The following is a 26,189-nucleotide window of genomic DNA, read 5'->3' on the forward strand; positions in this document are numbered from 1 at the left end:
CGGCCACCGGTGTCTCGTGGCGCCGGACATGTGGGCGATCCCGGTCCTGAGTCCCTCGGCGGTGCGGCGACCCGCGCGTGCTCAGCGTCGCAGTTCCCAGTCCTTGATGTCGGCCAGCGGGCTGAACACCTCGGGGTGCGGATCGGCGGCGATGTCCCGGCCGTCCCGGGCGCGGTGCGGCCAGTCGTGCTGGGCGAGTGCGGCTTTGCCGATCGCGACGAGGTCGGCGGCGCCGGAGCTGAGCAGGGAACGGGCCGTGCGCGGGTCTTCGAGCTGGCCGTTGGCGATCACGGGAAGTCCGCTGTGCTGCTTGGCGAGCTCGGCGAGCGTGGCCCCGCCGGTGTCGAACGCGGCAGCGGTGGCCCGGTACTCGGTGGTGTGCAGGAAGTGCACTCCGGTGCGGGCGAGGGTGCCGAAGATGACCTCGGCGTCCTCGGCGCCTCCGGCCCAGCGGTGCCGGGCGTCGCTGACCTTCGCTTGGGAAATCCGGATGCCCACCGCGATTTCGGAGCCCACCGCTTGCAGCACCTCGTCGCAGACCTCCGCTGCCAGGCGCACGCGGTTGGCGATCCCGCCCCCGTAGTCGTCCTCGCGCTGGTTGAGGTAGTCGGTGAGGAACTGGTCCAGCAGGTACCCGTTCGCGCCGTGCAGCTCGACGCCGTCGAAGCCGGCCGAGGCGGCGCGGCGGGCCGCGGCGGCGAAACCGCGACGGATGTCGGCGATCTCGGTCTTCTCCAGCGGTCGCGGGGTCGGGAACGGGCCCTCGCCCCGGTAGAACGCGAGCTGCTCACCGCGTGGCGCCACGGCGGACGGGCCCACGGTCTCCTGGCGGAACCGGTTGCCCTGGCACTGGGCACCGGCGTGCATCAGCTGCGCGAAGATCGCGCTGTTCTCCTCGTGCACGGCCGCCACGACCGGGCGCCAGGATGCTTCCTGCGCGGCGGTCGCCAGACCGGGCTGGTGCAGGTACCCCTGGCTGTGCTCCGTGTCGGTGTAGACGCCCTCGGTGATGATCAAGCCGAAGCCGCCGCGGGCGAATCCGGCGTAGTAGCGGGCGATGCGGTCGGTGGCCGAACCGTCCTCCGTCGCGCTGATCCGCGTCATCGGGGCCAGCGCCGCACGGTTGTCCAGCGCCACACCGCCGATCTTGACGGGCGTGAACAGGGGGTCTTCCGGAGCGGTGTGCTGCGGGGTGGCGGGGTCCATCGTGGAGATCCATCCTCCGACTCGGTTGGGGGAGTCGTGTCGTGGCGAGCGGCGGTGTGCACGGCTCACCTCGTAGTACGAGCTTCATCGTACAAGCGGTCGTACGACAGATGTCGTACAATGTGCGCGTGCTCACCGACTCGCCCCAGCCCCCGGCTTCCGGGAAGGCGCTTCCGCAGCCCGAGCTGCGCGAGATCGGGGTGGACCAGGTGCTGCGCGCGCTCGGTGAACCCGTCCGCCTGGGCATCGTTCGCGCCCTCGCCCGCGCGCAGCAGCCGATGAACTGCGCCGCGTTCGGCTTGACGGTGTCCAAATCGACCTCCACGCACCACTTCAAGGTGCTGCGCGAGAGCGGCATCATCGCCCAGTACGACCGGGGAACGGCCCGCTACAGCGAGCTCCGCAGCGCCGAGCTGGAACAGCGGTTCCCGGGTTTGTTGGCCGCCGTCCTCGCCGCGGCGTAGGCGCCCGTCTCGGACGAGGCGACGACGCGCGGTGCCGTCTGCGGGCCCGCGGCGGAGGGCCTGGCTGGAACCTCGGGGCGCCGGGGCCGCCCGCTCGTCGCGCGACCGCTGCGATAGTTGTCCGATGTGGACACATGCGCCGGTCGGCGGTGCGCTGCGACCGAACTAGATGAGACCGAGGCGGAGCATCGCGTCGGCGACGTTGGTGAAGCCGTTGATGTTGGCGCCCGCGACGTAATTGCCGGGCATCCCGTACTCTTCCGCGGTGGCGTAGCAGCGGGCGTGGACGTCCTTCATGATCTCTTCGAGCCGCTTCTCGGTGAACTCGAAGCTCCAGCTGTCCCGGGACGCGTTCTGCTGCATCTCCAGCGCCGAGGTCGCCACGCCACCGGCGTTGGCCGCCTTGCCGGGACCGAAGGCGATTCCGGCTTCCTGGAAGCTGCGCACCGCGTCCGGGGTGGTCGGCATGTTCGCACCCTCACCGACCGCGATGCAGCCGTTGGCGATCAGGGTGGCCGCGTCGGCGGCGTCGAGCTCGTTCTGGGTGGCCGAGGGCATCGCCACCTGGCACGGCACCTCCCAGACGCTGCGGTCGGCGACGAACTTCGCGTTCGGCCGGCGCTCGGCGTAGGCGCTGATCCGCGTCCGCTCGACCTCCTTGAGCTGCTTGACGAGCTCGACGTCGATGCCGTTCTCGTCGACCACGTAGCCGGAGGAGTCCGAGCAGGCCACCACGGTGCCGCCGAGCTGGTGCACCTTCTCCATCGTGTAGACCGCGACGTTGCCCGAGCCCGAGACCACGACCTGCTTGCCGTCGAAGGACTCCCCGCGCGCTTGCAGCATCTCCTGCACGAAGAAGGCGCAGCCGTAACCGGTCGCCTCGGTGCGCACGCGGGCACCGCCGAAGGACAGGTGCTTGCCCGTCAGCACCCCGGACTCGTAGCGGTTGGTGATCCGCTTGTACTGGCCGAACAGGTAACCGATCTCCCGACCGCCGACGCCGATGTCCCCGGCGGGCACGTCGACGTACTCGCCGATGTGCCGGTGCAGCTCGGTCATGAAGCTCTGGCAGAACCGCATGATCTCCCGGTCCGAGCGCCCCTTCGGGTCGAAGTCGGCGCCGCCCTTGCCGCCACCGATGGGCAGCCCGGTCAACGCGTTCTTGAAGATCTGCTCGAAGCCGAGGAACTTCACGATGCCCTGGTAGACCGACGGGTGGAAGCGCAGCCCGCCCTTGTAGGGGCCGAGGGCGCTGTTGAACTCCACCCGGAAGCCGCGGCTGATGTGCACCTCGCCGCGGTCGTCCTCCCACGGCACGCGGAAGGTGATCTGCCGCTCGGGCTCGCAGATCCGCTCGATGATCTTGTGCTCGGCGTACTCCGGGTGCTTGTCGATGACCGGCCCGATGCTTTCCAGCACTTCCCGAACCGCCTGGTGGAACTCGGCTTCGCCGCGGTTGCGCTGGACCACGCTGGCGTAGACCGGTTCAAGACGCTCGTGAAGCACGGGTAGAACTCCTTCGTCCGCCGCGGCAGGACCGGTGCACGAGATCCAGCCAGATCGTTGCCAGCTTCACCTCACCCCGCAAACCGGGCACGAGCAACATGATGAGAGACACATCGTGCGGGTACCGACGCCTGCACACGGGGCGCCGCGACCCGATCGACCGGATCATGCCCGAAAGTGCAGGCGGTGCCGGTCAGCGCGACACCAACAGCGCCAGCGGGAGGTCCGCGCACAGGTGCAACTCATCCGCGCAGCCCTCGGGTGCGCGGCCGTCCGGGCGGGGGGAGCCGATTTTCAGGGAATACGGCCCTCGCTCGGGCGCGTCGTGCCTGGTCGGCCAGAGCCGGGCGACGTCGGGTTCGCGGACCAGGGAACCGGTGGCCAGGCGGGCTCGGTTCGACACGATCACCCTGCCCTGGGCGTTGACCAGCGCCGCCTGCTGGGCCAGTGCGCGCAGCTCGGGCAGCAGCACCAATTCGAGCCCGCGCACGAAGACGTCCGAGCCCACCACGCCGACGAACCGCCCGTCGTGGTGGACGGGGGCGGTGAGGGTCAGCGAGTACTCGTCGGTGCACAGGTAGTCGACGTAGGGACCGGTGATGTGGCGGCGGTCGGTCGAGCGCGGCGTGGTGAACCACGGCTGCCTGGTGTAGTCGAGGAATTCGTCGCTGTCCGGGTCCAGGCTGACGACCAGGCGGGCGGGCCGCCCGTCGCGTTCGCTCTTCCACCACTCCAGCCACCGGTCCCGGTCGCGCAGCGCGCCGACGTCGGAGATGTAGCCGGAGCCGACGACCAGACCGCGTTCGGCGCCGAGGTTGGCCACGATGTCGGGCCGCAGCTCGCCGAGGTCGGCCGCGCTGGGCAGCACTCCCCGGGTCGCGCGCTCGGCGTAGAGCCGTTCCACCTTCACCCGCAGGGAGTCCAGCGCCTCGAAGATGCGCTCGACCATCGTCGTGATCTCGTCGACGAGCCCGGCAACGCTCACCGCCCCGAAGTCCTGCACCATCGATCCACCTGGGCCTGTTCCACCAGCGGCGCCGACCACCCGCAGCCCGTCCGCCGCACCTACGGGGCGACCAGCCGCAGATGGAGCTCCGCGAGACCTTCCACCACGTCCAGGACGTGGTCCTCGGTCAGGCTGCGCGCCTGCGTCCCGTCGCCGTCCGCGATCGCGGAGACGATGGCGCTGTGCTCCTCGCACGCCCGCCGCCGGTTTCCCCGCTGACTCGCCGGCAGCCACAACAGTGCCCCAACCTCGCCCTGCAGGCGTACCTCCATTTGGGTCAGTCGGGGCGACTGGCTGGCGGCCGCCACTTCGAGGTGGAACCCGCGTTCGGCGCGGTGCAGCGCCGGCGGTTCGGAGGAGCCGAACTCCTCGGCCGCGGCCCTGATCCGCGTCACGTCCTCCGCAGAGGCGCGTTCCGCCGCCAGCCGCGCAGCGGTGCCCGCGATCGCCGTGTACTCGTCGCCGATGTCGCGGATGTCGGCCGGTGTCATCGTCCCCAGCCGCTCGCGCAGCACGGCCGTCGCCGGGGATTGCTGGGCGGGCGCGCGCACGAAGCTCCCGCCGCCGCGGCCGCGGCGGGTCTCCACCAGCCCTTGCTGGCGCAGCGCCGTCAGCGCTTCGCGGACGGTGACGGTGGAGACGCCGAACCGGTCGGCGAGCTCGGACTCGCTCGGCAGTTGCTCCTGGTCGGCGAGCAGGCCGCCGACGATCGCGTCGGCCATCCGCCTGGCCACTGTTTCGGCACGTCCGAGCTGGTCGAGCGGTGCGAAGACCGCCGACCGAGCCACCCTGTCCACCCTCGCGCTCCCGTCTTCCGCGTCCGACATCCCGTCCGGCCGGCACCTGGCTCGGCCCCTGACCGAATTCTGCCCGAAACGATCGACCCCTTCGCTTTGAAATATGAACTCATATGTTTTATCACCGCCGGTGTGCTGGATCACACGGCTGGCACGAAGCGGACGACCCCGCCGGTGCGCGCACCACACCCGGCGAGCGCCCGAACGACAAGGAGTCCCCGTGCAGCACTTGACGAACTTCGTGGACGGCAGACGAGTCGAAGCGCTCTCCGGGCAGCACTGCGACCTCGTCGACCCGACGACCGGCCGTCCCCGCGCCACCGCTCCCGTCTCCTCCCCGCAGGACGTGGACACCGCCGTCGGCGCAGCGGCCAAGGCGTTCGAGTCCTGGAGCGAGACCACCCCCGCCGAGCGGCAGCTCGCCCTGCTGCGGCTGGCCGACGCCCTCGAATCGCGGGCCGAGGAGGTGGTCCGGGTCGAGTCCGCCGACACCGGCAAACCCCTCGCGGTGACCGCCTCCGAAGAGATCCCGATGATGCTGGACCAGCTGCGGTTCTTCGCCGGCGCCGCGCGGACGCTCGAAGGCAGGGCCGCCGCCGAGTACATGGCCGGGCACACCTCCTACGTGCGCCGCGAGCCGGTCGGCGTGTGCGCGCAGGTCACGCCGTGGAACTACCCGCTGATGATGGCGATCTGGAAGGTCGCCCCGGCGCTGGCCGCCGGCAACACCGTCGTGCTCAAACCCGCCGAGACCACACCGGCCAGCTCGGTGCTGCTCGCCGAGATGGCCGCGGAGTTCCTCCCGCCGGGCGTGCTCAACGTGGTCTGCGGAGACCGCGACACCGGGCGCGCCCTGGTCGAGCACCCCGTCCCGGCGATGGTGTCGATCACCGGCTCGGTGCGCGCCGGCATGCAGGTCGCCGGCGCGGCCGCGGTGGACGTCAAGCGCGTGCACCTCGAACTCGGCGGCAAGGCACCGGTCGTGGTCTTCGACGACGCGGACGTCGACAGGACCGCCGCGGCGGTGGCCGAAGCCGGATTCTTCAACGCAGGCCAGGACTGCACCGCAGCCACGCGCGTGCTCGCGCACTCCGGCGTGCACGACGAACTCGTCGCCGCGCTGACCGAACGCGCCCGCGCCACCCGCACCGGCCCGCCCGCCGAAGACGTCGCCTACGGACCGCTGAACAACGCGGCCCACTTCGACAAGGTCAGCAGGTTCGTCGACCGGCTGCCCGGCCACGCCACCGTCCACACCGGAGGCCACCGCGTCGGCGACGCCGGCTACTTCTACGCGCCGACGGTGATCTCCGGGCTGCACCAGGACGACGAGATCGTGCAGAACGAGGTGTTCGGGCCCGTGCTGACCGTGCAGCGCTTCGACGACGAGGCGCAGGCCCTGCGGTACGCCAACGACGTCGCCTACGGGCTGGCCTCCAGCGTGTGGACCCGCGACCACGGGCGGGCGCTGCGGATGTCCAAGCGCCTGGACTTCGGCTGCGTGTGGGTCAACACGCACATCCCGCTGGTCGCCGAGATGCCGCACGGCGGCTTCAAGCACTCCGGCTACGGCAAGGACCTGTCGGCCTACGGCCTGGAGGACTACACCCGCATCAAGCACGTCATGAGCGACTTCACCGGATGAGAGGGCGACAACGGATGACCGTTCGAGACACCGTCGACGCCGCGCGACCGGCCCCGGCCGGGCAGCAGCCGGACACCGGCGCCGAGCCCGCGATCCGGTTGCGCGGCCTGCGCAAGTCGTTCGGGACCGCGCAGGCCGTCGCCGGGATCGACCTCGACATCGCCGACGGCGAGTTCTTCGCCATGCTCGGACCGTCCGGATCGGGCAAGACCACCATCCTGCGGATGATCGCGGGTTTCGAACGGCCCAGCGCCGGAACGGTCACATTGGACGGTCGCGACGTGACCGGCCTCGCGCCGTTCGAGCGGGACGTGAACACGGTCTTCCAGGACTACGCGTTGTTCCCGCACATGACCGTCCTGGACAACGTCGCCTACGGACTCCGCGTGAAGCGGGTGGGACGGCGGCAGCGGCGCGAGATGGCCCACCGGGCGCTGGAAACCGTGCGGCTGGCCGAGTACGGCGCGCGGCGCCCGGCACAACTGTCCGGAGGACAGCGGCAGCGCGTCGCGCTGGCCCGGGCGCTGGTCAACCGGCCGAAGGTGCTGCTGCTGGACGAACCGATGGGCGCCCTCGACCTCAAGCTGCGCACCGCGATGCAGACCGAGCTCAAGCACCTGCAGCGCGAGGTCGGCATCACGTTCGTCTTCGTCACGCACGACCAGCAGGAAGCGCTGACGATGAGCGACCGCGTGGCGGTCGTCAACGAGGGGCGGATCGAGCAGGTCGGCACCCCGGCCGAGGTGTACGACGCGCCGCGGACGGCTTTCGTCGCCGACTTCGTCGGGACCTCGAACCTGATCCGCGGTGAAGCGGCCGAGCAGATCCTCGGCCGCAGCGGGACCTACGGCGTGCGCCCGGAGAAGATCCGGCTCGTCGGCTCCCCGGACTCGACGGCCGCACCCGGCGAGACGACGACCACCGGCACCGTCCGGGACGTCGCGTTCACCGGTCCAGCCACCCGCTACGAGGTCGAACTCGACGCCGGCGGGGTGCTCTCGGTGGTGCGGCAGAACGACGGCGGCGCGGCGCAGGACCGGTACGGCAACACCGACCGGGTGCGGTTGGCGTGGGCGGCGGAGCACAACCTCCGGCTGGCCGACGACGCCTCGACGGCATGAACCGAAGGTAGCGAGACCGGAGGAGAAGATGGGCATTCGACGAACCGCGAGCGCATTCGCCGGGGTGCTGTCGCTCGTCGCCGCGGCGACGGCCTGCGGCACGAGCGGCGGCGGAGCGGGGACCCCGGGCGGCGGCGGGTTCACCCCGCCCAAGCTGTCGGCGGTCAAGCAGCTCGGCAGCCCCGAAGGGCAGCTGAACGTCCTCGCGTGGCCGGGGTACGCCGAGAACGGTTCGAACGACCCGAAGGCCAACTGGGTCGCCCCGTTCGAGCAGCAGACCGGCTGCAAGGTCAACGTCAAGACGTTCGGCACCTCGGACGAGGCGGTGAACCTGCTCAAGTCCGGGCAGTACGACGTCGTGTCGGCCTCCGGCGACGCATCGCTGCGGATGATCGCCTCCGGCGACGTGGAACCGGTCAACACCGACCTGGTCCCGAACTACCGGGACATCCAGCCGTTCCTGAAGAACCGGTCGTGGAACAGCGTGCACGGCGTGCCCTACGGCATCCCGCACGGCTGGGGCGCGAACCTGCTGACCTACCGCACCGACAAGGTCTCCCCGCCACCGAGCTCCTGGGGCGCGATGTTCGACCAGAACTCCCCGCACAAGGGCCGGATCGAGGCGTACGACTCGCCGATCTACATCGCCGACGCCGCGCTGTACCTGATGAAGCACCGGCCCGAGCTGGGCATCAAGAACCCCTACGCGCTGGACGACAAGCAGTTCGACGCCGCGGTGCGGCTGCTCAAGCAGCAGCGCCCGATGGTCACCGAGTACTGGTCGGACTACCTCAAGGAGGTCCAGTCCTTCGCCGGCGGCAACGCCGAGATCGGAACCGCCTGGCAGGTCACGGTGAACACGGCCAAGGACAACGGCGCCCCGGTCGCCGACGTGCTGCCCTCCGAGGGCGCCACCGGCTGGTCGGACACCTGGATGCTCTACAGCAAGTCGCAGCACAAGACCTGCGGCTACAAGTGGATGGACTACATCGTCAGCCCCGCGGTGAACGCCCGGGTCGCCGAGTACTTCGGCGAGGCGCCGGCGAACGCGAAGTCCTGCGACGTGGCCGACGACCGGACGCTGTGCTCGACCTTCCACGCCGGCGATGCCGACTTCGCGCAGCGGATCCACTACTGGACGACGCCGATCTCGCAGTGCCTCGACGGCAGGCGCAACGTCAAGTGCAAGGACTACGGCGACTGGACGAAGGCGTGGACCGAGATCAAGGGCTGAGCGCCCGCAGCCGCGGGGTGACCTCCCCGGAGGTCACCCCGCCCGGCTCGGCCGACGACATCGGAGGAGGACGATGGTGACCAGCGGTGCCACCGCACGCGCGTTCGCCGACCACGCCGTTCCGGGGCGCGGGAGAACGCTCGCCGACCGCATCTCCGGGTTCACCCACGGCCGGCCGCGGCTGCGGCTCGCGGCGCTGCTGTCGGCGCCGCTGACGTGGTTCGGCGTGGCCTACCTCGCCGCGCTCGCGGCGCTGTTCGTATCGGCGTTCTGGACGATCGACGACTTCACCGGCCAGATCGTGCGGGTCTGGAACGTGGACAACTTCCGGACGCTGTTCACCGAAGGCGTCTACCGCACGATCACGCTGCGCACCTTCGGCGTCGCGCTCGCGGTGACCGCGATCGACGCGCTGATCGCCTTCCCGATGGCCTACTACATGGCGCGCCACGCCTCGGTCCGAGCCCAACGCGCCCTGGTCATCGCGACGCTGATGCCGCTGTGGGCGAGCTACCTGGTCAAGGCGTACTCCTGGCGGACCATGCTCGCCGACAACGGCGTGGTCGACTGGGTCCTGCGGCCGCTCGGACTGCACACGCCCGGTTACGGAGTGACCGCGACCGTGATGACGCTGTCCTACCTGTGGTTGCCGTACATGATCCTGCCCGTCCACGCCGGTCTCGAACAGATCCCGCAGTCCCTGGTCGAGGCGTCGGCCGACCTGGGTGCGCGTGGCTGGCGAACTTTCCGCTCGGTGATCTTCCCGGCCGTGGTCCCCTCGCTGATCGCCGGTTCGATCTTCACGTTCTCGCTGTCGCTGGGCGACTACATCGCGGTGCAGATCGTCGGCGGCACCTCCCAGATGCTCGGCAACGTCGTCTACACCAACGTGGGCGCGGCGAACAACCTGCCCTTCGCGGCGACCGTGGCCACCGTGCCCGTGGTGATCATCCTGCTGTACCTGTTCGCCGTCCGGCGCACCGGCGCCCTGGACAACCTGTGATCAGGCGACGGCCGGAACCGCCCTCGGAGAACGCTTAAGGAGCAACGACATTGAGCCGATCCCGGATGGCCAGAGTGCTTCTGACCGCGGCTGTGGTCGCCGGCCTGACCGTCATCTACTTCCCGCTGCTGCTGGTGTTGCTCAACTCCTTCAACGCCGACACCACGTTCGGCTGGCCACCGGCGCACTTCACGTTCGAGTGGTGGGCGCGCGCGGTCACCAATGCCGGCGCGCTGCACGCGCTGTGGACCAGCGTCGTGGTCGGTCTGATCGCGACCGCCATCGCGCTGGTCCTGGGCACGTCGGCCGCGTTCGCGCTGCAGCGCTACCGGTTCTTCGGGCGGGACAGCGTGTCGCTGCTGATCACCCTGCCCATCGCGCTGCCCGGCATCGTCACCGGGATCGCGCTGAACAACGGGTTCCGGGCGATGCTGGGCGTGCAACTGGGTTTCCTCACGCTGGTCGTCGCGCACGCCACGTTCTGCATCGTCACCGTGTTCAACAACGTCATCGCCCGGCTCCGGCGCACCGGCAACGGCCTGCAGCAGGCGTCGATGGACCTGGGTGCCAACGGTTTCACCACGTTCCGGCTGGTGACCTTCCCGCTGCTGCGGTCCGCGCTGCTGGCGGGCGGTCTGCTGGCGTTCGCCCTGTCCTTCGACGAGATCATCGTCACCCAGTTCACCATCGGCGCGGGCATGCAGACCCTGCCGGTGTGGATCATGGACAACCTGTCCAGGCCCAACCAGGCCCCGATCGTCAACGTCGTCGCGACGGTGCTGATCGCGATCTCGGTGGTCCCGGTCTACCTGGCGCAGCGCCTGTCCGGCTCGGCCGCCGCGGGCGGGCACCGGTGAACGGCCACCGCTCGGGTGTCAGTCGCCGTCGGCGATGAAGTCCGCTATCGCGGCAGCGATGGCTTCGGGTTGCTCGTCGGGGATGAAGTGGCCGGCGTCGGGCACGACGATTCGGGTGGTGTTGTCGGCCCATGGGCTGATGGAGGCGGCCATGTCCGGAACGGAGCCGTGGCTGCTGGAGATTCCGAGGATCGGCACGGTCAGGTGCCGCCGCTTGAGCGCCTCGTGGTTCTTGCGCGCTGACTCCGCGGCGTCCCGGTAGTACGCGAGGGAAGCGCGCAGGCCGCCGTCGACGGCGATGGCCGCCGCGTAGTGGTCGATCTCGGCGTCGTCGAACGTGTTGGGGGACAGGGCCTTCGCCTTCAGGAACCAGCCGACGTACTCGCGTTCACGGCCGGCGAGCAGCGTCTCGGGCAGGTCGGGCACGGTGTGGAACGCGAAATGCCAGGTTTTCCACGCTCGATCCGGGTCGGTGGGGATCGCCTCCGGGAGGGTGATACCGGGAATTCCGGTGTCGAGCAGAGCGACCCCGCGCAGGTGGCTCTCGAATTTGAGGGCGAGGGAGAACGCGACCCAGGCGCCGATGTCGTGGGCGACCAGGGAGTACGTCGACACTCCGAGAGCCTGCACGGCGGTGTGGACGTGCGCGGCGACCGCGTGCGTGTCGTAGCCGCGCTCCGGACGCTCGGAGTGGCCCTGACCCGGCAGGTCGATCGCGATGACGTGGAACCGGTGGGTGAGGTCGGGCATCACCTTTCGCCAGGCCCACCAGGTTTGCGGGAAGCCGGCGAGCAGGACGACGGTCGGGCCGCTCGGTCGTCCGCCTTCGACGGCATGAAGGCGGACGCCGTCCGCGTCGACCCAGCGGTGGGTGAAGCCGGCCAGGTGTTGCAGGGGCAGGTCGCGGATGGGGTTGTTGTCGGAGACATGCGAAGTGCTGGTCGCTGGTCCGGTCACGGGGATTCCTCCACCGGTGTCAGGTGTGCGGTCGGGACGGTGTAGCTGACGGCGGTGGCCGGGACCGCGTGGTGCGCTTCTCGCGCGGCGCGGTATGCCCGGCCATGGCCACGCTTGGAGGCTAGCACATCTTGAACTGATCGGTCCAAGATAGGATGGTGCGCAACACGGTCCGAAACATCGACGCATCGGCAAGGAAGTGCAGCGTGGCAGGCAAGAAGCAGTTCGACATGGACACGGCGCTCGACGCCGCGATGATCCAGTTCTGGCGCGACGGCTACGCCGACACCTCATTGGACGATCTGTCCCGGGCAACCGGCCTGAACCGCAGTTCCATCTACTCCTCCCTCGGCGACAAGGACACGCTCTTCCTGCGCTGCCTGGATCTCTACGCCGCGCGCTATGGCGAGAAGTACGACTCCGCCCTGTCGTGTGCAGCCTCGGAACCCGTCGCCGCTGTCCGTGCGTTCTTCGGCGTCACCCTCGATCGCATCGCCGATCCCGAAGTGCCCGATGGATGCCTGATCGCCCAGTCAGCCATGGCAATTCCAGTGCTGAGTCCGAGCGTCGCAGCGCACGCCAAACAGGTGCTCGGCTCCCAGCGCCTGCGCCTGCGCGCCGCGCTGAAGGCCGGCCGACTGACCGACCAGGACGCCGAGACCTTCGCGGTGCACGCGGCGGCTGTGAACCAGTCGCTCGCCGTCATGAGCAGGGCCGGGGCGAGCCAGGAGCAGCTCCTGGCCATCGTGGACGTGACCGTGGACGCGCTGTCGCAGGCGTTGCGCGCGTGACGAATCTGATGCGGCTCCACCACTCGATGCTGCCGAGCTTCAAAGGAGCCCGGCCCTACCACGAGCCCACGCCCGGGGTGTCAAGTTCATCGGGGCCACCGATGAGCTGACCTCCGCATTCGCCTGGCGTCGCGCGGGATGCCCACCGAAGTGGCTCCGGTCGACTTCGACCTCGGTGCGCACCACCGAGCGCAGGCAATCCGGCTGTGCCACGCTCGCGCAGTGGGCTCGGGGGTCCGGGAACGGCGGCAAGCCCGACGGATTCCCGCTGGCCGCCGAGCCGCATGGCAGGTCGGGGCTGTGCTGGGCCGCGACAACGGCGCGTGGGGTGGTGGGGGCTCGGATGGGCGCGGATGCGCTGCGCGAGATCCGCGGCAGCGTCGTGTGGCGTGGCTCGGACGCGTACGAGCGGACCCGGCGCGCCATGTTGTGGAACGCGTGGAAACCCGACCGATTCCCCGAGCTGATCGTCACCGTCGCTTCGAGGGGCGACGTTGTGCACGCGGTGCGGTTCGCCCGCGCCCGCGGTCTCCGCGTCGCGGTTCGCGGTGGCGGGCACAACTGGTTCGGATCTCCGTTGCGCGACGGCGGAATGCTCGTCGACCTGTCCGGCTTGCGGGACGTCGTGATCGACCCCGCCACCCGCACCGCGCGACTGTCCCCGGCGGTGTCCAACCGCGTGCTGGCCGCCGCGCTCGCCGAGCACGGGTTCGCCTTCCCCGCGGGCCACTGCGGCCAGGTCGTCGTCAGCGGCTACCTGCTCGCCGGCGGGTTCGGCTGGAACACCCGCGTCTGGGGCCCGGCGTGCCGCAGTGTGCGGGAGGTCGAGCTCGTCACCGCCGACGGGGAGCTGGTGCGCGCGAACGAGCAGGACAACGCCGAGCTGTTCTGGGCGGCACGCGGCGCGGGCCCGGGATTCTTCGGCGTCGTCACCGGATACCTGGTGGACCTCCACCCTTTCCGCGCGCGATCACCACGAGCAGCTACGTCTACTCGCTCGCCGATGCGGAGGAGGTCGCGGACTGGGCGTCCGACCTGGGCGACCGGATTCCGCCGATGGTCGAGCCGAGTTTCCTGCTCGGCGCCGCACCACCCGGGGTGACCGCGCAACCGCCGGGCACGGTCGCCGTCGTCACCGCCGTCGCCTTCGCGGACTCGGCGCAGGCCGCGGTCGAGGCACTGGAGCCGCTGGAGCGCTGTCCCGCTGCCGGCCGGGCGCTTCACGCCCAGGTCGCCGCGCCCACCACCTTCGACGGGCTGTTCGACGCCGCGGCGAGGTTCTGGCCGGAAGGCCGTCGCTACGCGGCCGACACGGCGTGGTCGAACGCCGAACTCGGTGCCGTGGTGAGCCGCCTGCGGGAACCGATCCAGGCCGCACCCTCGAACGAGTCCGTTGTCCTCGCCACCCTGTCACCCGAACCCCGCGGCATCGGCACCGCAGCCGATACCGCGTTCTCCGTGCACGGCAGGACCCTGCTCGACTGCTATGCCGTGTGGCAAGACCCGGTCGCCGACGACGCCAACCGCGGTTGGCTGCGCGAGACGATGACGGCTCTGGAACCCGTCACGGTCGGCCACTACGTGGGGGAGGCGGACCTCACCGCGGCACCGGCCCGAGCCCGCCGGTGCTACACCGAACAGAACTGGCGGCGGTTGCTGGCGCTGCGCGCGCGCTTCGACCCGGACGGGGTTTTCCACACCTTTCTCGACGGCGTCCCCGCGCGTTAGTACGGGTGTCGATCGGACTTGTTCATCCACGCCTGGTAAGCCCTGTCCCCGATTTCGGGGTAGATTTGTTGAATCGATATTCTCCGCTGGTCGAGCGGTTTCTGGAAATCGTCGTACTGGAAGGCGTCATCGAAACCGATCTCCCGGGTGTCCTTGAGGGCCTTGGCGTAGTACACCTCGCTGATCCGCGACCAGTAGATCGCGGACATGCACATCGGGCACGGCGCGCCGCTGATGTAGATCGCGCATCCCATGAGCATGCGGGCCCGCTCGGGCACCACGTCATCGGACCCCTCCGGGCGCGGCACGAACTGGAGCGTCGATGCGTTGTGGTGGTCTTCCGAAATGGAGGGCGCCTCGGGGTTCAGCACCAGCACGGCCTTCCGAATGGTCTCGACCTCCGCATGCGCCGTCGGGTCCCCGGTGAGCAGGACGCGGTTCTGGCCTCGCGCGATGATCTCCCCATCCCGCGCGAGCACTGCGCCGAACGGTCCGCCCCACCCGTTCTCGACCGACTCGGTCGCCAATCGAACGGCTTCCTCGATCAGTTCCTTGTGTCCCATCGAGGACCTCCGATCAATGCCGCTGACCTGATCTTCTCCGCGTTGTCCGAGCAGCCGGGAGTAGCTTACGGTTACCCGATGGAACCGGGGGAAACCAAGCGCACGCTAGCCGTAGCGCGACGGTCCTCATCTCATTGCCGGTCCGCGAAGGCCGGGAAAACGACTACCGGCAATGGCAACGACGGGTGGACCAGGCCGCCGCCGACTTCCGCGGGTTCGAGGCGGCCGAGCTGTACCCGCCGACATCGGGGGAGCAGAACACCTGGTCCGTCGTGTTTCGCTTCGCCACCATCGAACAGTTGGCCACGTGGTTGGACTCGGAAGAACGGCGAGAATTGCTCGACGAGGGCGAGGACCTGTTCGAGGAGGAACCGAAACAGGAGATCCTCGCCGGAGAGGCGCCGCCGCCGGATGCCGTCACCGCGGTCGTCTCGCACGACATCAAGCCAGGTCATGAGCGCGAGTTCGCGCAATGGCAGCACAAGGTCCGCAAGGTGCAGGAGAAAACACCGGGATTCATGGGCCTCGAACTCTTCGACCCGGTACCGGGGGTGCAGGACAAATGGGTGGCGGTGTTCCGGTACGACAGTCGTGAGCACCTGGACGAATGGTTGGAGTCCGAGACGCGGGCGAAGCTCCTGGAGGAGGGCAAGCGCTACTTCGCCGGCTACGACGTGCGCAAGATCAGTTCGGCGTTCAGCGGCTGGTTCCGCTTCAACGGCGAGGCCGAGGCAGGCGTGCCACCCAACTGGAAGCAGGCCATGACCGTGTTGCTGGCCCTGTATCCCACCGTCATGGTCCTGAACCTGACGGTGGGCCACCAGCTGGACCTGGTGCGGCTACCGGGGTATCTGTCCCTGTTCATCGGCAACGCGCTGAGCGTCAGCATCCTGACCTGGCTGCTGATGCCGTTGGTCAACAGGATCTTCGCGTTCTGGCTGGTGCCGGGCCGGATGCGCAAGGTCGTGACGAACCTGCTCGGCGTTGTTGCCGTCGTGGCCTGCTACGCGCTGTTCCTCGCCGCCTTCGCGTGGGTCACCGCCTGACCGCTGCGCAGCTGTTCTCCGAGTTGTTCGGGGATGAGCGTGCGCCCGATCAGCAGTGGCGGCCCAGGAGGCACGGGCCGCCATCCCGAGTTCGTCGGACGCTGATCCGCGGGAACTGCGCGTTCATTCCTGGCCGTTCCCGCCTCCGCCGGGTTCGGGTCGATTTTGCTCCTGCCGCCGCTGCTCGTCGGCCTGCTGCCAGGCTTGCTCGGCCTGCTGTTGGATGTCGGTGAGCTCCTTGCCGAAGGTCAGCGCCGCTTTGTCGGCGAGGCCGACGTAGTTCTTCGAGCTCTTCGCGTCGCTGAGACCCTTGAGGTGGGGATAGAGGTCGGGGTGGTTGGTCTTCCACCAGTTGTCGACGGATTTGACCTTGTCGAGCTCGTCGCCGAAGCCCTGGTCCCGCAACCAGTTCTCGTGCTTCTTCAGCGCCGGCACCTCGAACTTCTTCAACGGCGAGTCCTTCGCGCGCGGGACGTCCGCAGCCGGTGGTGCCGGTGCCTCGGCAGCCGGTGGTGCCGGCGTCTCCGCGGGTGGTGTGCCGGGGGAGGGCGGCTCGGTCGGGCCCGCGTCCTGGCTGTCGCGGACATCGTGCCTCGCAGTGCCGGCCTGCTCGTCGCCGTTGAGCCTGCGATCGGCGACGAGCCAGTCCCGGTAGACCTCGTCGCCGAGGCCGTCATCGTGGAAGTCCTCGCCGTGCACGAGTGGCTGCTGCGGCGGGGGGTCCTGCGGACCGTGGTCCGGCAGCGACGGCGGGCGGTCGGCGCCGACCTCGTCGCCGACCGTCGCCCGGGTGATGCCGCGCAGGTCGTCGTACTTGCCGCCGAGGTCCTTGGCCAGTTTGCCGAGGTTGTCCACCAGGTCGTCGATGCGCCGCGCCGTCCGGCCGGACAGGCCCGCGACCTTGCCGATCTTCGCCATCATCTGCACGACGCTGGTCATCGCGATCACGACGCAGCGACTGATGCCCACCACGAGTGACGCACCGAAGGTGAACGGCGCACTGGCCAATGCGACGAGCATCGTCGAGGTGATGTCGCCGAGCACCGTGGTGATCATGTCGCGGATCAGGTTCCGCAGCGCGGCGATGAGCGCCATGCTGGTCTCGACGACATATCCGACGGTGTCGACCGACTCGCCGACGACGTCCAGCCGGTATTGCTGAGTGGTCATGGCGTCGGTGAAGGCGTCGGCGGCGGGCCCGCGCCACTGCTCGGTGGCCGTGCGCGAGGCTCTCGTCAAGTCACTCGCCGCATTGCGGATGTCGGCCGCGAACTCGTGCAACTGCTCGGCGGTGCGGGCGATTTCGGGTGGGTTGCCGGCGAGCATGTCCAGCGGCGTGCGCAGGAACCTGATGTGCTCGATCAACCAGCCCAGACCGGCCGCGGTGAGCTTGCTCAGCGGGTCGATCGCCATCGCCGCGGTGTCGAGTGCCGTGGAGGTGACGGCCAGGCCGATCTCCGCTGCGACCGCTGCCTGGTCGCCGTCGTGGGCGTGCCTGATGCCGGTGACCAGGCTGTTGACGCTGTCGATCAGGCCAGCGCCCGACGACCAGTTCGACGAGGTGACGTCGAGCTGTCCCATCCCGGATCAGTTCCCAACCAGGCCGCGGGCGCGCCTCGCATTGGCCTGTTCGACCTGGTCGTAGGCGTCGGCGGTGTCCTTGACGTTCTTCGCCAGATCAGACATTTGCCGTGTCAGGTCGTCGATGTGGTCAGCGGCTGTCGCCATCGCGATCCGGCTGGGAATCCCGAGGACCTGCGCGAAGAAAACGCCGAAGGCGTTGACGTCGCCGCCGTTGAGCCTGTGGACCCCGCTTGCGACCCTCCCCAGTTCGGCCACCGTTCCGTTCGCCAGATGGTCGTGGAAAACGTCGAGAGCGGCCGAGTCGACACGAACAGCGTCCTGCGGCATGAAACTCATACATCCTTTGCGCGTGCGGGGAGACGCTGTGGTCACGACCACGAGCGTCGTTCGTGCTGGCACTGCACCGGAATTCCAGTCCGGACACCGCGTGGGCACCGAAGGCGATGTCCAGCAGGTCGCCGCCGGGGCCGACGGCCAGCGGGACAGGACCGTCCTGCGCGGACTCCGTCGTGCTGCGCCGCGACTGCCCGGGCGGTTCGGTCCGCCCGGCCCGCCAGCTCGGCGAGCTCGTCGGGTGCGTCGCCTTCCGGTCCAATGCTCACGTGATCAGGTCACCGGAACACGTTGACCAGATGATCGATCACCGCTGAACGTCGGCTGAACATGACAGGGCGCGGTCGTAACAGGGTCGGAGTCATGCAGGTAACGGCATCCCAAGCAGCACAGGTTTGGCGGTACTGGACGTGCTTGGGCCCACAAATGCATTTGCTTGTCCTTTCAGCTGGTCCAGCTGTGTCGGTGGGGTGTGGGAGGCTTTCTGTATGTCGATCGCCGATCGGGCTCGGAATCGTGCGAGCCAACTATCTCGCTTCCTGGACACCCGTTTGCCTCATCGTGGCTTCGTTAGAGATGCCTGGCTGGAAGTGGTCGAGGCGGCGACTGGTCCGGAGTGCGGCTTGCTTGAGGGGTGGGAGGATATTGGTCGTGCGTTGGAATTACGGATCGGCCTCGATCTTGGCCAGCGGCCCGAACCGGCGCGGTTGCTGACGTACCTGCCGCCAGGCCGGTACTCGGAGTTGCTCACGGCTGCGGGGTTTGCCCCCAGGCGAGCAGGAAAGCTTCCGGACAACGGCACCAGTGATCCCGCGTTGCTGGACTGGAGAGCCGGAATCCGGCCGCAGTCTTCCGGCGATCATCGAGAGCATCGCGCACTCGCGACGTGCTTGGATCTGATGGAAGTGCACGATCTGGACCATAATCACCCAGATTGGTCTGTCGACAATCGACGGTTCTGGTTCATGGCTGCCACCGAGGGTGGTTCGTTGGGTGATCATCCTGAGCTCAGGGATGCCTTGGGCGTGGTATGGGCACGGTATGTCGAGCAGGGGCGTGCGGCGTTTCATGAGCTGGGGGAGCAGGTTGTCGTCGCGCCTGAGCTCGCTGCGGGCTTTGGTATTGCCGATCTCGTGGTCGGGCGAACGTTGGTGGACGTCAAGCTCAGCAGGGAGTCCAAGCCGCCGGTCGACCAGTGGCTGCGGCAGCTCCTCGGCTATCTGCTCCTGGACTGGGATGATGCGCTGCGCGTGGACACCCTTGCGGTGTACGCGGCCTGGCAGGGGCGGATGCTGACATGCTCGGTGGGTCAGTTGTTGAAGGTGGCAAGCCCAGGACCGGCCGCAAGCTTGACGGCACTGCGTAACGAATTCCGCTCCGTTCTGCGGAATGACCTCGACTTGTTCACCAGACGGAAGTCCCAGCGGCTCAACCCCCGCTGACACGGAGACGACACCAGATCTTGCCCGTGTTCGTTCAGTCCGGGATGGCTGTGCGTTCTACCGCATCAGCGTGCCCATCCACGTGCGCGACCAGGCCGAGCAGCTTCTCGACGGCCTGGTGCTGCACGTGGATGTGCGCTGCTCGTGCGACTGCAAGCGCCGGGCGCGGGCCGCGACGGCCCACTCTTTCTCAGATGATTCTTCCGAGGGGAGGGGCCTCATTTCGGTCAGCAGTTCGTCGTCGGCTGGGTCATCGGCAGGCTGTGGCTGCGCAAACGACTCAGGCCGCTCGACGGCGGCCGGATGTCGCGGACCCTCGGGAAAGCAGCCGTCGCTGCCGTGGCAGCAGCAGCAACCACGCTGCTCATCCGATGGCTGTCTCCCACTGGCGTCGGCGGCGCATGGCTCTCCTCGGCTCTGGGCGGTGCAAGCGGGATGGCGGTTGCCTTCGCTGTCCTGTCCGCGCTGAAAAGGAACCGAACCGCAGCCCCTGACCCGCCGCATCGCCGACATCGTGAACAGAGGGCAATCGTAAACCCGGCAGCTATCGGAAGATCGTCGAACGCCATGCCGGTGCGGTAGGCCGCGCTCACGGCTTCACGGCCGGGCCGCCGACCCGCCCCACCTCTGGCGGCGGAGGCGGCGGGACACGATGCCGGTGAAGCTCCGGTGGTTCCCGATGGGTTCGGGCAGGCGGCCTGCGATCGCGTCGTCGAGCAGGGTGCCGACGGTTTCCCGCGCGCAGGCGCGGTTCGCGCCGATGCCGCCTGACGGGCCGCGCTTGATCCAGCCCACGACGTAGCTGCCGGGGCGTCCGTCGACGCGTCCGCCCGCGTTCGGGATCGTGCCGGTCTCCTCGTCGAAGGGCAGGCCCGGCACGGGCTCGCCGCGGTGGCCGACGGCGCGGACCACCGTCCCCGCCGCGATCTCGACCTCGCCGGCGGAGCCGGTCGCGCGGACGCCGCGGACCTGCGCCGTGCCGGTGAGTTCGAGGGGTGCGGAGCGGAACCGGAGCACGATGCGGCGGCGCCCGTGCGCCGGGGGTGCGGACCAGTCGACCTCCTCGCGCGGGAGGTCCCGGAGCAGTCCGGCCTTGTCGTCGCCGGCCGCGGTGTCGATGGCGCGCACGACGTCCGGGTCGTGGGCGTCCACCACCAGGTCGACGTCGGGGCGTTGGCTGATCCCGAGGAGTTCGGGCCTGGTGTACGCGGCGGATTCCGGGCCGCGGCGGCCCAGCAGGACGACCTCGCGGACCTTGCTCGACCGGAGCCGGTCGAGCGCTGCCGGTGCGATCGCGGTCCCCGCCAGTTCGTTCGGGTCGGCGGTGAGGATGCGGGCCACGTCGAGGGCGACGTTGCCGTTGCCGACCAGCACGACGCGTTCGGCGGAGAGGTCGATCGCGTCGGCCGGGACGTCGGGGTGGCCGTTGTACCAGGCGACCGCGGTCGTGGCCGCGACGCTGCCGGGCAGGTCCTCGCCGGGGATGCCGAGCCGGCGAGCCGAGCAGGCGCCCACCGCGTAGATCACGGCGTCGTGGTGCGCGCTCAGCTGCTCGGTGGTGATGTCGGTTCCCACGTCGAGCCCGAGGTGCAGCCGGAGCCGGGGGTGGTCGTGGAAGCGGGCGAAGGTCTCGCGGATCTTCTTGGTCGACACGTGGTCCGGGGCGACGCCGAAGCGGACCAGGCCGCCGGCTTCCGGCAGGCGGTCGATCAGCGTGACCCGGGCGTTGGTGTGCAGCAGCAGGTCCTCCACCGCGTACATGCCTGCCGGGCCCGTCCCCACCACCGCGACGTCGAGGGGAGCGAGGTCGCTGGGGATGGTGCGGTCGAACACGGGCGGGTCCCAGGCGTGGAAGTTCGGTCGGTGGTCGGGCGCTGCGGAGGGCGCCGGCCGGTCCGCGTAGTAGGCGGCGTTGACCTCGGCGTACGCCTGGAGCGGTCCGGTGAGGGCGTCGGCCGGGAAGATCGCGTCCACCGGGCACGCGTCCGCGCAGGCACCGCAGTCGATGCACGTGCTCGGGTCGATGTAGAGCATCTCGGTGGTGCCGAAGTCCGGTTCGTGCGGCGCCGGGTGGATGCAGTTGACCGGGCAGACCTTCACGCAGGACGCGTCGTTGCAGCAGGTTTGGGTGATCGCGTATGCCATGGGGTCAGATCAGGTTGGCGCGCTTGTAGAACCAGGTGGCCGCCTTGGTGAGCAGCCCCGCCGAGTTGAGGAACTCCATGAGCCCGGCGCAGCTGGACCGCAGCAGCGACTTGTGGTGCTCGTTGCGCTTGGCCTCCCGCACGGCCCGGTCGGGGTCCAGCCCCGCGTTGGCGTACACCTTCCGGCTCACCATGCTGGTGACGATGAAGTACGCCGCGCCCGCGACGACCAGGGCCTGGATCTGCCGCCGCACCGGTCCCGCACCGGCGAGCCTCGTCCGGGTCTCCTCGCGGGCGAACTTCATGTGCCGCGACTCCTCGACGACGTGGATGTTGTTGACGGTGCGCACGAACGGAACGACCCGCTCGTCGCGCATCCAGTCCCGCTGCATCACGTCGAGGACCTCCTCGGCCACCAGGATCGCGGCGTAGGCGGCCTCCCCGAAGGCGAGCGTCTTGAAGGCGCGGCCGAGTTCGACCACCAGGCGGCTCGGGCGGTAGGCGGGTGCGCGGAGCTTCGCGGCTCCCCGGGCGAACATGATGGAGTGCCGGCACTCGTCGGCGATCTCGGTCAACGCCCACTGGAACGCGGGATCGGTCGGGTCCTTGGCGTAGAAGTCCCGCAGCACCATCTGCTGCAGGATCATCTCGAACCAGATGCCGGTGCTGGCCACCGAAGCGGCTTCCTGGCGGGTGAGCTCGCGCTGCTGCTCCGGGGTCATCTCGTCCCAGTAGGACGTCCCGTACAGCGTGCTCCACTCCGGGCTGGTGCCGTGGAAGTTCGTGTCGAGCGGCGTTTCCCAGTCGACCTCCTGCGCGGGGTCGAACGACAGCGTCTCCGACGACCGCAGCAACCTGCTGGCGACGTCGTCCCGTCGCGTCGGCGCCGCGGCGGATCCGGTGTGGGTGCTGGTCATGGGCTCCCCCTCGGAAGTGTCTGTTACTTCAGGTAACAGTTACCTGAGGGTAGCAGGAAAAATCCAGGGGGCGGAGACAGGAAAGTGATGTAGGTCACGTCAAGTGTCGGGGGTTGGATCGTGCGCCCCTGCGAGCGGCGCCCCGGGCATCGGCGATGAGTCCTTTGTGGACGAAAGGACGGCTATGGGGCGACACCCCGGAGGTGTTGCCCTCCTCCGGAACCGACGCGGAACTACCGCGATTCCCGCGTCGCGGCGGGATGTTCGGCGGGTCTTCTGGCCCGGGGGATGTCCTCGGGATTGACGCGGTCGACGGCGATCGGGAGGTGGCGTGGGCCGCGCAGCACCGCGTTGGGGCGGTACGGCGGCGGGTCGGCGAGCAGGCGCGGGTTGTCCAGCCGCCGGGCCAGTTCGACGAGGGCGATCTGGGCTTCCTGGCGGGCTAGCGGTGCGCCGAAGCAGTGGTGGACGCCGCCGCCGAAGCCGAGGTGCTGGGCGCTCTCGCGGTCGGCGGTGGGGCCTTCCGGGTCGAACCGCCGGGGGTCGAAGCGGTCGGGGTCGCGCACGTGGTCGGGATCGCGGTTGCCCGCGGCCAGCACCAGCGTGATCTGCGACCCCGCCGGGATCGTGGTGCCCGCGATGTCGATGTCGGCCAGCGCCACCCGGTTCGGCAGCAGCTGCACGGGCGGTTCGTAGCGCAGCAGCTCCTCGACGGTCGGGATGGCGTACAGCGGGTCCTGGCGGATCCGGGCGAGCACGTCGGGATTGCGCAGCAGGGTGAGCATCCCGTTGGCGATCAGGTTGACGGTGGTCTCGTGCCCGGCGACCAGCAGCAGCGCCAGGTTGCGCTCCAGTTCCGCGTGCGGGATGCGGCCCAGCTCGCCGTCGTCGGTGACCAGCGCGGACATCAGGTCCTCGCCGGGCAGGTCGCACCGCGCGTCGGCGAGTTCGCCCAGGTAGGCGCCTAGTTCGGCGAACGCGCGCTCCCGCTCGGCGCGGGCTTCCCCCGACACCGCGCCGGTCGGGCCGACGCCCTCGACGATGGTGTCCGCCCAGACGTGGAAGCGGGGCTCGTCCTCGACCGGCACGCCGAGCAGCCGGCAGATCACCGTGACCGGGAAGGGGTAGGCGAGGTCGTCGACCACGTCGATCTCGGCGCGACCCACCATTCGGTCGATGAGCTCGGTGACGATCTCCAGCAGTTCGGGGCGCATGCCGTCGATGCGGCCGGGAGTCTCGGGCGGCCCGTAGTGGCGGTTGAGGATCCGGCGCACCCGGTCGTGGTCCGGCGGGTCCAGGTTGATGAAGCTGCGCGCCGCCTCCGCGGCCGGGCCGCCGAACTCCTCCGGGACGTGCGAGCTGACGCGCGGGTCGTGCAGCAGCGCCACGATGTCGCGGTACCGGCTGACGACGTAGCGGTCGTCGGGCTCCCGGACCACCCGGTTCCGGCGCAGTTCGGCGTACAGCGGCCAGGGATTCGCCCGGTTCTCCCGGTCCAGGACCTGCTGGAAGACGGTGGCCATGGTGCCGCCTCCTTCAGTCGCGGACGAACACCGCGCGGCGTTCGCTCGGTGCGTGTCCGGTCAGCACGACCGTGGCCTGGTGCGGCAGGGCGTGCTGGTGGATCTCGGCGGGCACCGGCCGGCGCGTCCGCGGTGCGTCGACGGCCGGGAAGTCCGGTGGGAACGGCGCGGCCTGTTCGATCAACCTGCCGTAGAACTCCAGCCACATCCCCTGGTCGAAGGCCACCGCGGCGGTGATCCGGCCGCGCCGCCCGTAGGCGGCGACGAAGCGCCGGGTGGCGGGGGAGCCCTGCGCGAGGACCACCTCGTCGGCGAACGTGGGCACGCCGATCGACTTGATCTCGGTGCCGAACTGGGTGGACCAGAACACCGGCAATGCGAGGTGCGCCCAGCGGTCCGCGGTGGGGCTGACCATGTTGTGCGCGGCGATCTCGGCCTGGTCGACCGCGTTGCCCCAATGCTCCAGCGCCAGCAACTGGTAGTCGTAGAGCGGGTGCGGGAACCGGGCCACGTCGCCGGCCACGAACACGTCGTCGGTGACCACGCCGTCCACGTCGAAGGCGCGGCATCCCGCATCGCAGGCGACGCCCCACCGGCCCGCGGCCAGACCGGCGCCGTCCAGCCATTCCACGTTGCGCTCCGCGCCGAGGGCCACCACCGCCACGTCGACGTCCAGGGTGCTGCCGTCCGACAGGCGCGCGCGGCAGACCCGGCCGCGACCGTCGCCTTCCAGCTCCTCCACGGACACCCCGCAGCGCAGGTCCACCCCGTGCTCGCGTTGCAGATCGGCCGCCACGCGCCCCATCGCGGCACCCAGCGCCCCCGCCAACGGGGTCGGTCCGCGCTCCACGACGGTCACCGGCAGGTCCAGCTCGCGGCAGTCGGAGGCGACCTCGGAGCCGATGAACCCGGCCCCGATCACCAGGACGCGAGCGGGTTCCGCGGCCAACCACTGCCGCAGACCGGCCGCGTCGTCGCGGGTGCGCACGGTGAACACGCCGTCCAGCGCCGCCTCGTCGGCCCTCGGCCAGCGCCGGGCCCGCACGCCCGTGGCGATCAGCACGCGGTCGAAGTCCACGGTCCGGCCGTCGGCGAGCACGACGTGCTTGGCGCGGCGGTCCAGCCCGGTGGCCCGCTGGTCCAGCAGCCATTCCGCGTCGAGGCCCGCGCTGCCCGGCAACGCCGTCCGCTGCGCCGGAACCCGCCCGGTCAGGACGTTCTTCGACAACGCCACCCGGTCGTAGGGTTCGTGCGGCTCGTCGCCGATGACCGTGACCGACCCGGAGAACCCCTCGCGCCGGAGCGCGTGAGCGGCGCGCAGCCCGGCCAGCGAGGCGCCCACGACCACGACCCGCTGCACCGCCTGCCGCGACTCGACAGCCGGGCCGGGGCCGGGAACGCCCTCGTCCAACAGGATCGCGCGGACCGGGCAGCTGGCCGCGGCCCGCACGACCTCCTCGCGCTGCGCGTCGTCGGGATTGCCCTCGTAGAGCAGTCCCTCGTTGCCGTGCATCCGGAACACGTCGGGTGCGGCGAAGGCGCACTGCCCGTACCCCTGGCACCGCGTCAGGTCGACGACAAGCCTCACCCCACGGGGTTTTGCCCGCGTGACGCGCCGCGAAACCAGGAGAACGCTCGGCGTTCCGCCGTTCCAGCCGGTTCATCTCGCCGCTCGACGACCCCGGACAACCTAATTAATTTAGGCAAGTGCATAATGGTCTTCGGGAATCAGGAGGAGGGATATGGCACGGGTGGGACTGTCCGCGGAACGCCTGGCGCGGGCGGGCGCGGAACTGGCCGACGAGGTCGGCTTCGACCAGGTCACCGTCTCGGCGCTGGCCAGGCGGTTCGACGTCAAGGTCGCCAGCCTGTACTCGCACCTGAAGAACTCCCAGGACCTGCGGACCCGGATCGCGCTGCTGGCCCTGGACGAACTCGCCGACCGCGCCGCCGACGCGCTGGCCGGACGCGCGGGCAAGGACGCCCTGATCGCCCTCGCGAACGTCTACCGCGACTACGCCCGGCAGCACCCCGGCCGCTACGCCGCGGCCCAGCTCCGGCTCGACCCGGAGACGGCCGCCGCCAGTTCCGGAGGCAGGCACGCGCAGCTGACCCGGGCGATCCTGCGCGGCTACGACCTGACCGGGGTGGACCAGACGCACGCGGTCCGCCTGCTGGGCAGCGTCTTCCACGGCTACGTGAGCCTGGAGCTGGGCGGCGGATTCGACCACAGCGCCCCGGACACCGAGCAGACCTGGTCGCGGATCCTGGACGCCCTCGACTCCCTGCTGCGGAACTGGCCCGCGCCCTGACCCGCGGCAC

At 69.7% G+C, this 26,189-nt stretch carries 24 protein-coding genes; 12 read left to right on the top strand and 12 right to left on the bottom strand.

The window, feature by feature from the left end:
• Positions 1–81: 81 nt before the first annotated feature.
• Entirely contained in the window at positions 82–1,206 is a 1,125-nt protein-coding gene (locus NV263_RS11820) for an NADH:flavin oxidoreductase (RefSeq protein ID WP_263252992.1), read from the bottom strand.
• Positions 1,207–1,334: 128 nt separating this feature from the next.
• Between NV263_RS11820 and NV263_RS11825 the strand changes: the two genes are divergently transcribed.
• On the top strand, positions 1,335–1,670 hold the full coding sequence (locus tag NV263_RS11825; protein ID WP_263252994.1) for an ArsR/SmtB family transcription factor: 336 nt from the start codon (positions 1,335–1,337) through the stop codon (positions 1,668–1,670).
• A gap of 165 nt (positions 1,671–1,835) precedes the next feature.
• On the opposite strand, the gene gdhA is transcribed toward NV263_RS11825, so the two are convergent.
• The 3 genes from gdhA to NV263_RS11840 form a co-directional block, all read right to left on the bottom strand.
• Positions 1,836–3,176, bottom strand: coding sequence for an NADP-specific glutamate dehydrogenase (gdhA, locus tag NV263_RS11830; RefSeq protein ID WP_263252996.1), 1,341 nt, complete (start codon positions 3,174–3,176; stop codon positions 1,836–1,838).
• Between the two features lie 193 nt (positions 3,177–3,369).
• The gene (locus tag NV263_RS11835; protein WP_263252998.1) at positions 3,370–4,182 is read right to left on the bottom strand and encodes a cache domain-containing protein; all 813 of its coding nucleotides are present in this window, start codon (positions 4,180–4,182) and stop codon (positions 3,370–3,372) included.
• 59 nt (positions 4,183–4,241) lie between these two features.
• Positions 4,242–4,979 (bottom strand): FadR/GntR family transcriptional regulator, encoded by a 738-nt coding sequence (locus NV263_RS11840; protein ID WP_263253000.1) that lies wholly within the window; start codon positions 4,977–4,979, stop codon positions 4,242–4,244.
• Between the two features lie 220 nt (positions 4,980–5,199).
• Between NV263_RS11840 and NV263_RS11845 the strand changes: the two genes are divergently transcribed.
• The 5 genes from NV263_RS11845 (at position 5,200) to NV263_RS11865 (ending at position 10,839) form a co-directional block, all read left to right on the top strand.
• Positions 5,200–6,624 (top strand): gamma-aminobutyraldehyde dehydrogenase, encoded by a 1,425-nt coding sequence (locus tag NV263_RS11845; RefSeq protein WP_263253003.1) that lies wholly within the window; start codon positions 5,200–5,202, stop codon positions 6,622–6,624.
• A gap of 14 nt (positions 6,625–6,638) precedes the next feature.
• On the top strand, positions 6,639–7,745 hold the full coding sequence (locus tag NV263_RS11850; protein ID WP_263253005.1) for an ABC transporter ATP-binding protein: 1,107 nt from the start codon (positions 6,639–6,641) through the stop codon (positions 7,743–7,745).
• 28 nt (positions 7,746–7,773) lie between these two features.
• A complete protein-coding gene (locus tag NV263_RS11855) occupies positions 7,774–8,979 on the top strand; it encodes an ABC transporter substrate-binding protein (protein WP_263253007.1) in 1,206 nt (401 codons plus the stop codon).
• Between the two features lie 73 nt (positions 8,980–9,052).
• Positions 9,053–9,982, top strand: coding sequence for an ABC transporter permease (locus NV263_RS11860; RefSeq protein WP_380758420.1), 930 nt, complete (start codon positions 9,053–9,055; stop codon positions 9,980–9,982).
• A gap of 65 nt (positions 9,983–10,047) precedes the next feature.
• Positions 10,048–10,839: an ABC transporter permease gene (locus NV263_RS11865; RefSeq protein WP_380758417.1), complete on the top strand. Its 792-nt coding sequence runs from the start codon at positions 10,048–10,050 to the stop codon at positions 10,837–10,839.
• 18 nt (positions 10,840–10,857) lie between these two features.
• Here NV263_RS11865 and NV263_RS11870 read toward each other — a convergent pair whose 3' ends face one another.
• The gene (locus tag NV263_RS11870; protein WP_263253011.1) at positions 10,858–11,796 is read right to left on the bottom strand and encodes an alpha/beta fold hydrolase; all 939 of its coding nucleotides are present in this window, start codon (positions 11,794–11,796) and stop codon (positions 10,858–10,860) included.
• 206 nt (positions 11,797–12,002) lie between these two features.
• Here NV263_RS11870 and NV263_RS11875 point away from each other — a divergent pair, with 206 nt between their 5' ends.
• From NV263_RS11875 to NV263_RS11885, 3 genes are all read left to right on the top strand, one after another.
• Positions 12,003–12,587, top strand: coding sequence for a TetR/AcrR family transcriptional regulator (locus NV263_RS11875; protein ID WP_263253012.1), 585 nt, complete (start codon positions 12,003–12,005; stop codon positions 12,585–12,587).
• 343 nt (positions 12,588–12,930) lie between these two features.
• On the top strand, positions 12,931–13,689 hold the full coding sequence (locus NV263_RS11880) for an FAD-binding oxidoreductase (RefSeq protein ID WP_263253014.1): 759 nt from the start codon (positions 12,931–12,933) through the stop codon (positions 13,687–13,689).
• Positions 13,644–14,315, top strand: a complete 672-nt coding sequence (locus NV263_RS11885; protein WP_263253015.1) for a hypothetical protein — start codon at positions 13,644–13,646, stop codon at positions 14,313–14,315. The genes NV263_RS11880 and NV263_RS11885 overlap by 46 nt, the downstream gene beginning before the upstream one ends.
• On the opposite strand, the gene NV263_RS11890 is transcribed toward NV263_RS11885, so the two are convergent.
• Positions 14,312–14,878 (bottom strand): nucleoside deaminase, encoded by a 567-nt coding sequence (locus NV263_RS11890; protein ID WP_263253017.1) that lies wholly within the window; start codon positions 14,876–14,878, stop codon positions 14,312–14,314. The genes NV263_RS11885 and NV263_RS11890 overlap by 4 nt on opposite strands.
• A 134-nt stretch (positions 14,879–15,012) precedes the next feature.
• On the opposite strand from NV263_RS11890, the gene NV263_RS11895 reads away from it, so the two are divergent.
• Positions 15,013–15,924, top strand: coding sequence for an antibiotic biosynthesis monooxygenase (locus NV263_RS11895; RefSeq protein WP_263253018.1), 912 nt, complete (start codon positions 15,013–15,015; stop codon positions 15,922–15,924).
• A 123-nt stretch (positions 15,925–16,047) separates the two neighbouring features.
• On the opposite strand, the gene NV263_RS11900 is transcribed toward NV263_RS11895, so the two are convergent.
• Entirely contained in the window at positions 16,048–17,505 is a 1,458-nt protein-coding gene (locus NV263_RS11900; RefSeq protein WP_263253019.1) for a WXG100 family type VII secretion target, read from the bottom strand.
• A gap of 6 nt (positions 17,506–17,511) precedes the next feature.
• Positions 17,512–17,844 (bottom strand): type VII secretion target, encoded by a 333-nt coding sequence (locus tag NV263_RS11905; protein ID WP_263253021.1) that lies wholly within the window; start codon positions 17,842–17,844, stop codon positions 17,512–17,514.
• 485 nt (positions 17,845–18,329) lie between these two features.
• Here NV263_RS11905 and NV263_RS11910 point away from each other — a divergent pair, with 485 nt between their 5' ends.
• Positions 18,330–19,283, top strand: coding sequence for a hypothetical protein (locus NV263_RS11910; RefSeq protein ID WP_263253022.1), 954 nt, complete (start codon positions 18,330–18,332; stop codon positions 19,281–19,283).
• A gap of 597 nt (positions 19,284–19,880) precedes the next feature.
• On the opposite strand, the gene NV263_RS11915 is transcribed toward NV263_RS11910, so the two are convergent.
• The 4 genes from NV263_RS11915 to NV263_RS11930 form a co-directional block, all read right to left on the bottom strand.
• A complete protein-coding gene (locus NV263_RS11915; protein ID WP_263253023.1) occupies positions 19,881–21,428 on the bottom strand; it encodes an FAD-dependent oxidoreductase in 1,548 nt (515 codons plus the stop codon).
• Positions 21,429–21,432: 4 nt separating this feature from the next.
• Positions 21,433–22,344, bottom strand: a complete 912-nt coding sequence (locus NV263_RS11920) for an AurF N-oxygenase family protein (protein WP_263253024.1) — start codon at positions 22,342–22,344, stop codon at positions 21,433–21,435.
• A gap of 233 nt (positions 22,345–22,577) precedes the next feature.
• Positions 22,578–23,867, bottom strand: coding sequence for a cytochrome P450 (locus NV263_RS11925; RefSeq protein ID WP_263253026.1), 1,290 nt, complete (start codon positions 23,865–23,867; stop codon positions 22,578–22,580).
• Between the two features lie 13 nt (positions 23,868–23,880).
• The gene (locus tag NV263_RS11930) at positions 23,881–25,455 is read right to left on the bottom strand and encodes an FAD-dependent oxidoreductase (protein WP_263253027.1); all 1,575 of its coding nucleotides are present in this window, start codon (positions 25,453–25,455) and stop codon (positions 23,881–23,883) included.
• A 154-nt stretch (positions 25,456–25,609) separates the two neighbouring features.
• Here NV263_RS11930 and NV263_RS11935 point away from each other — a divergent pair, with 154 nt between their 5' ends.
• A complete protein-coding gene (locus NV263_RS11935) occupies positions 25,610–26,179 on the top strand; it encodes a TetR/AcrR family transcriptional regulator (protein WP_263253029.1) in 570 nt (189 codons plus the stop codon).
• Positions 26,180–26,189: the final 10 nt, after the last annotated feature.

The sequence above is a fragment of the Saccharopolyspora rosea genome (assembly GCF_025643595.1).
GTDB classification, from domain to species: Bacteria; Actinomycetota; Actinomycetes; order Mycobacteriales; family Pseudonocardiaceae; genus Saccharopolyspora; species Saccharopolyspora rosea.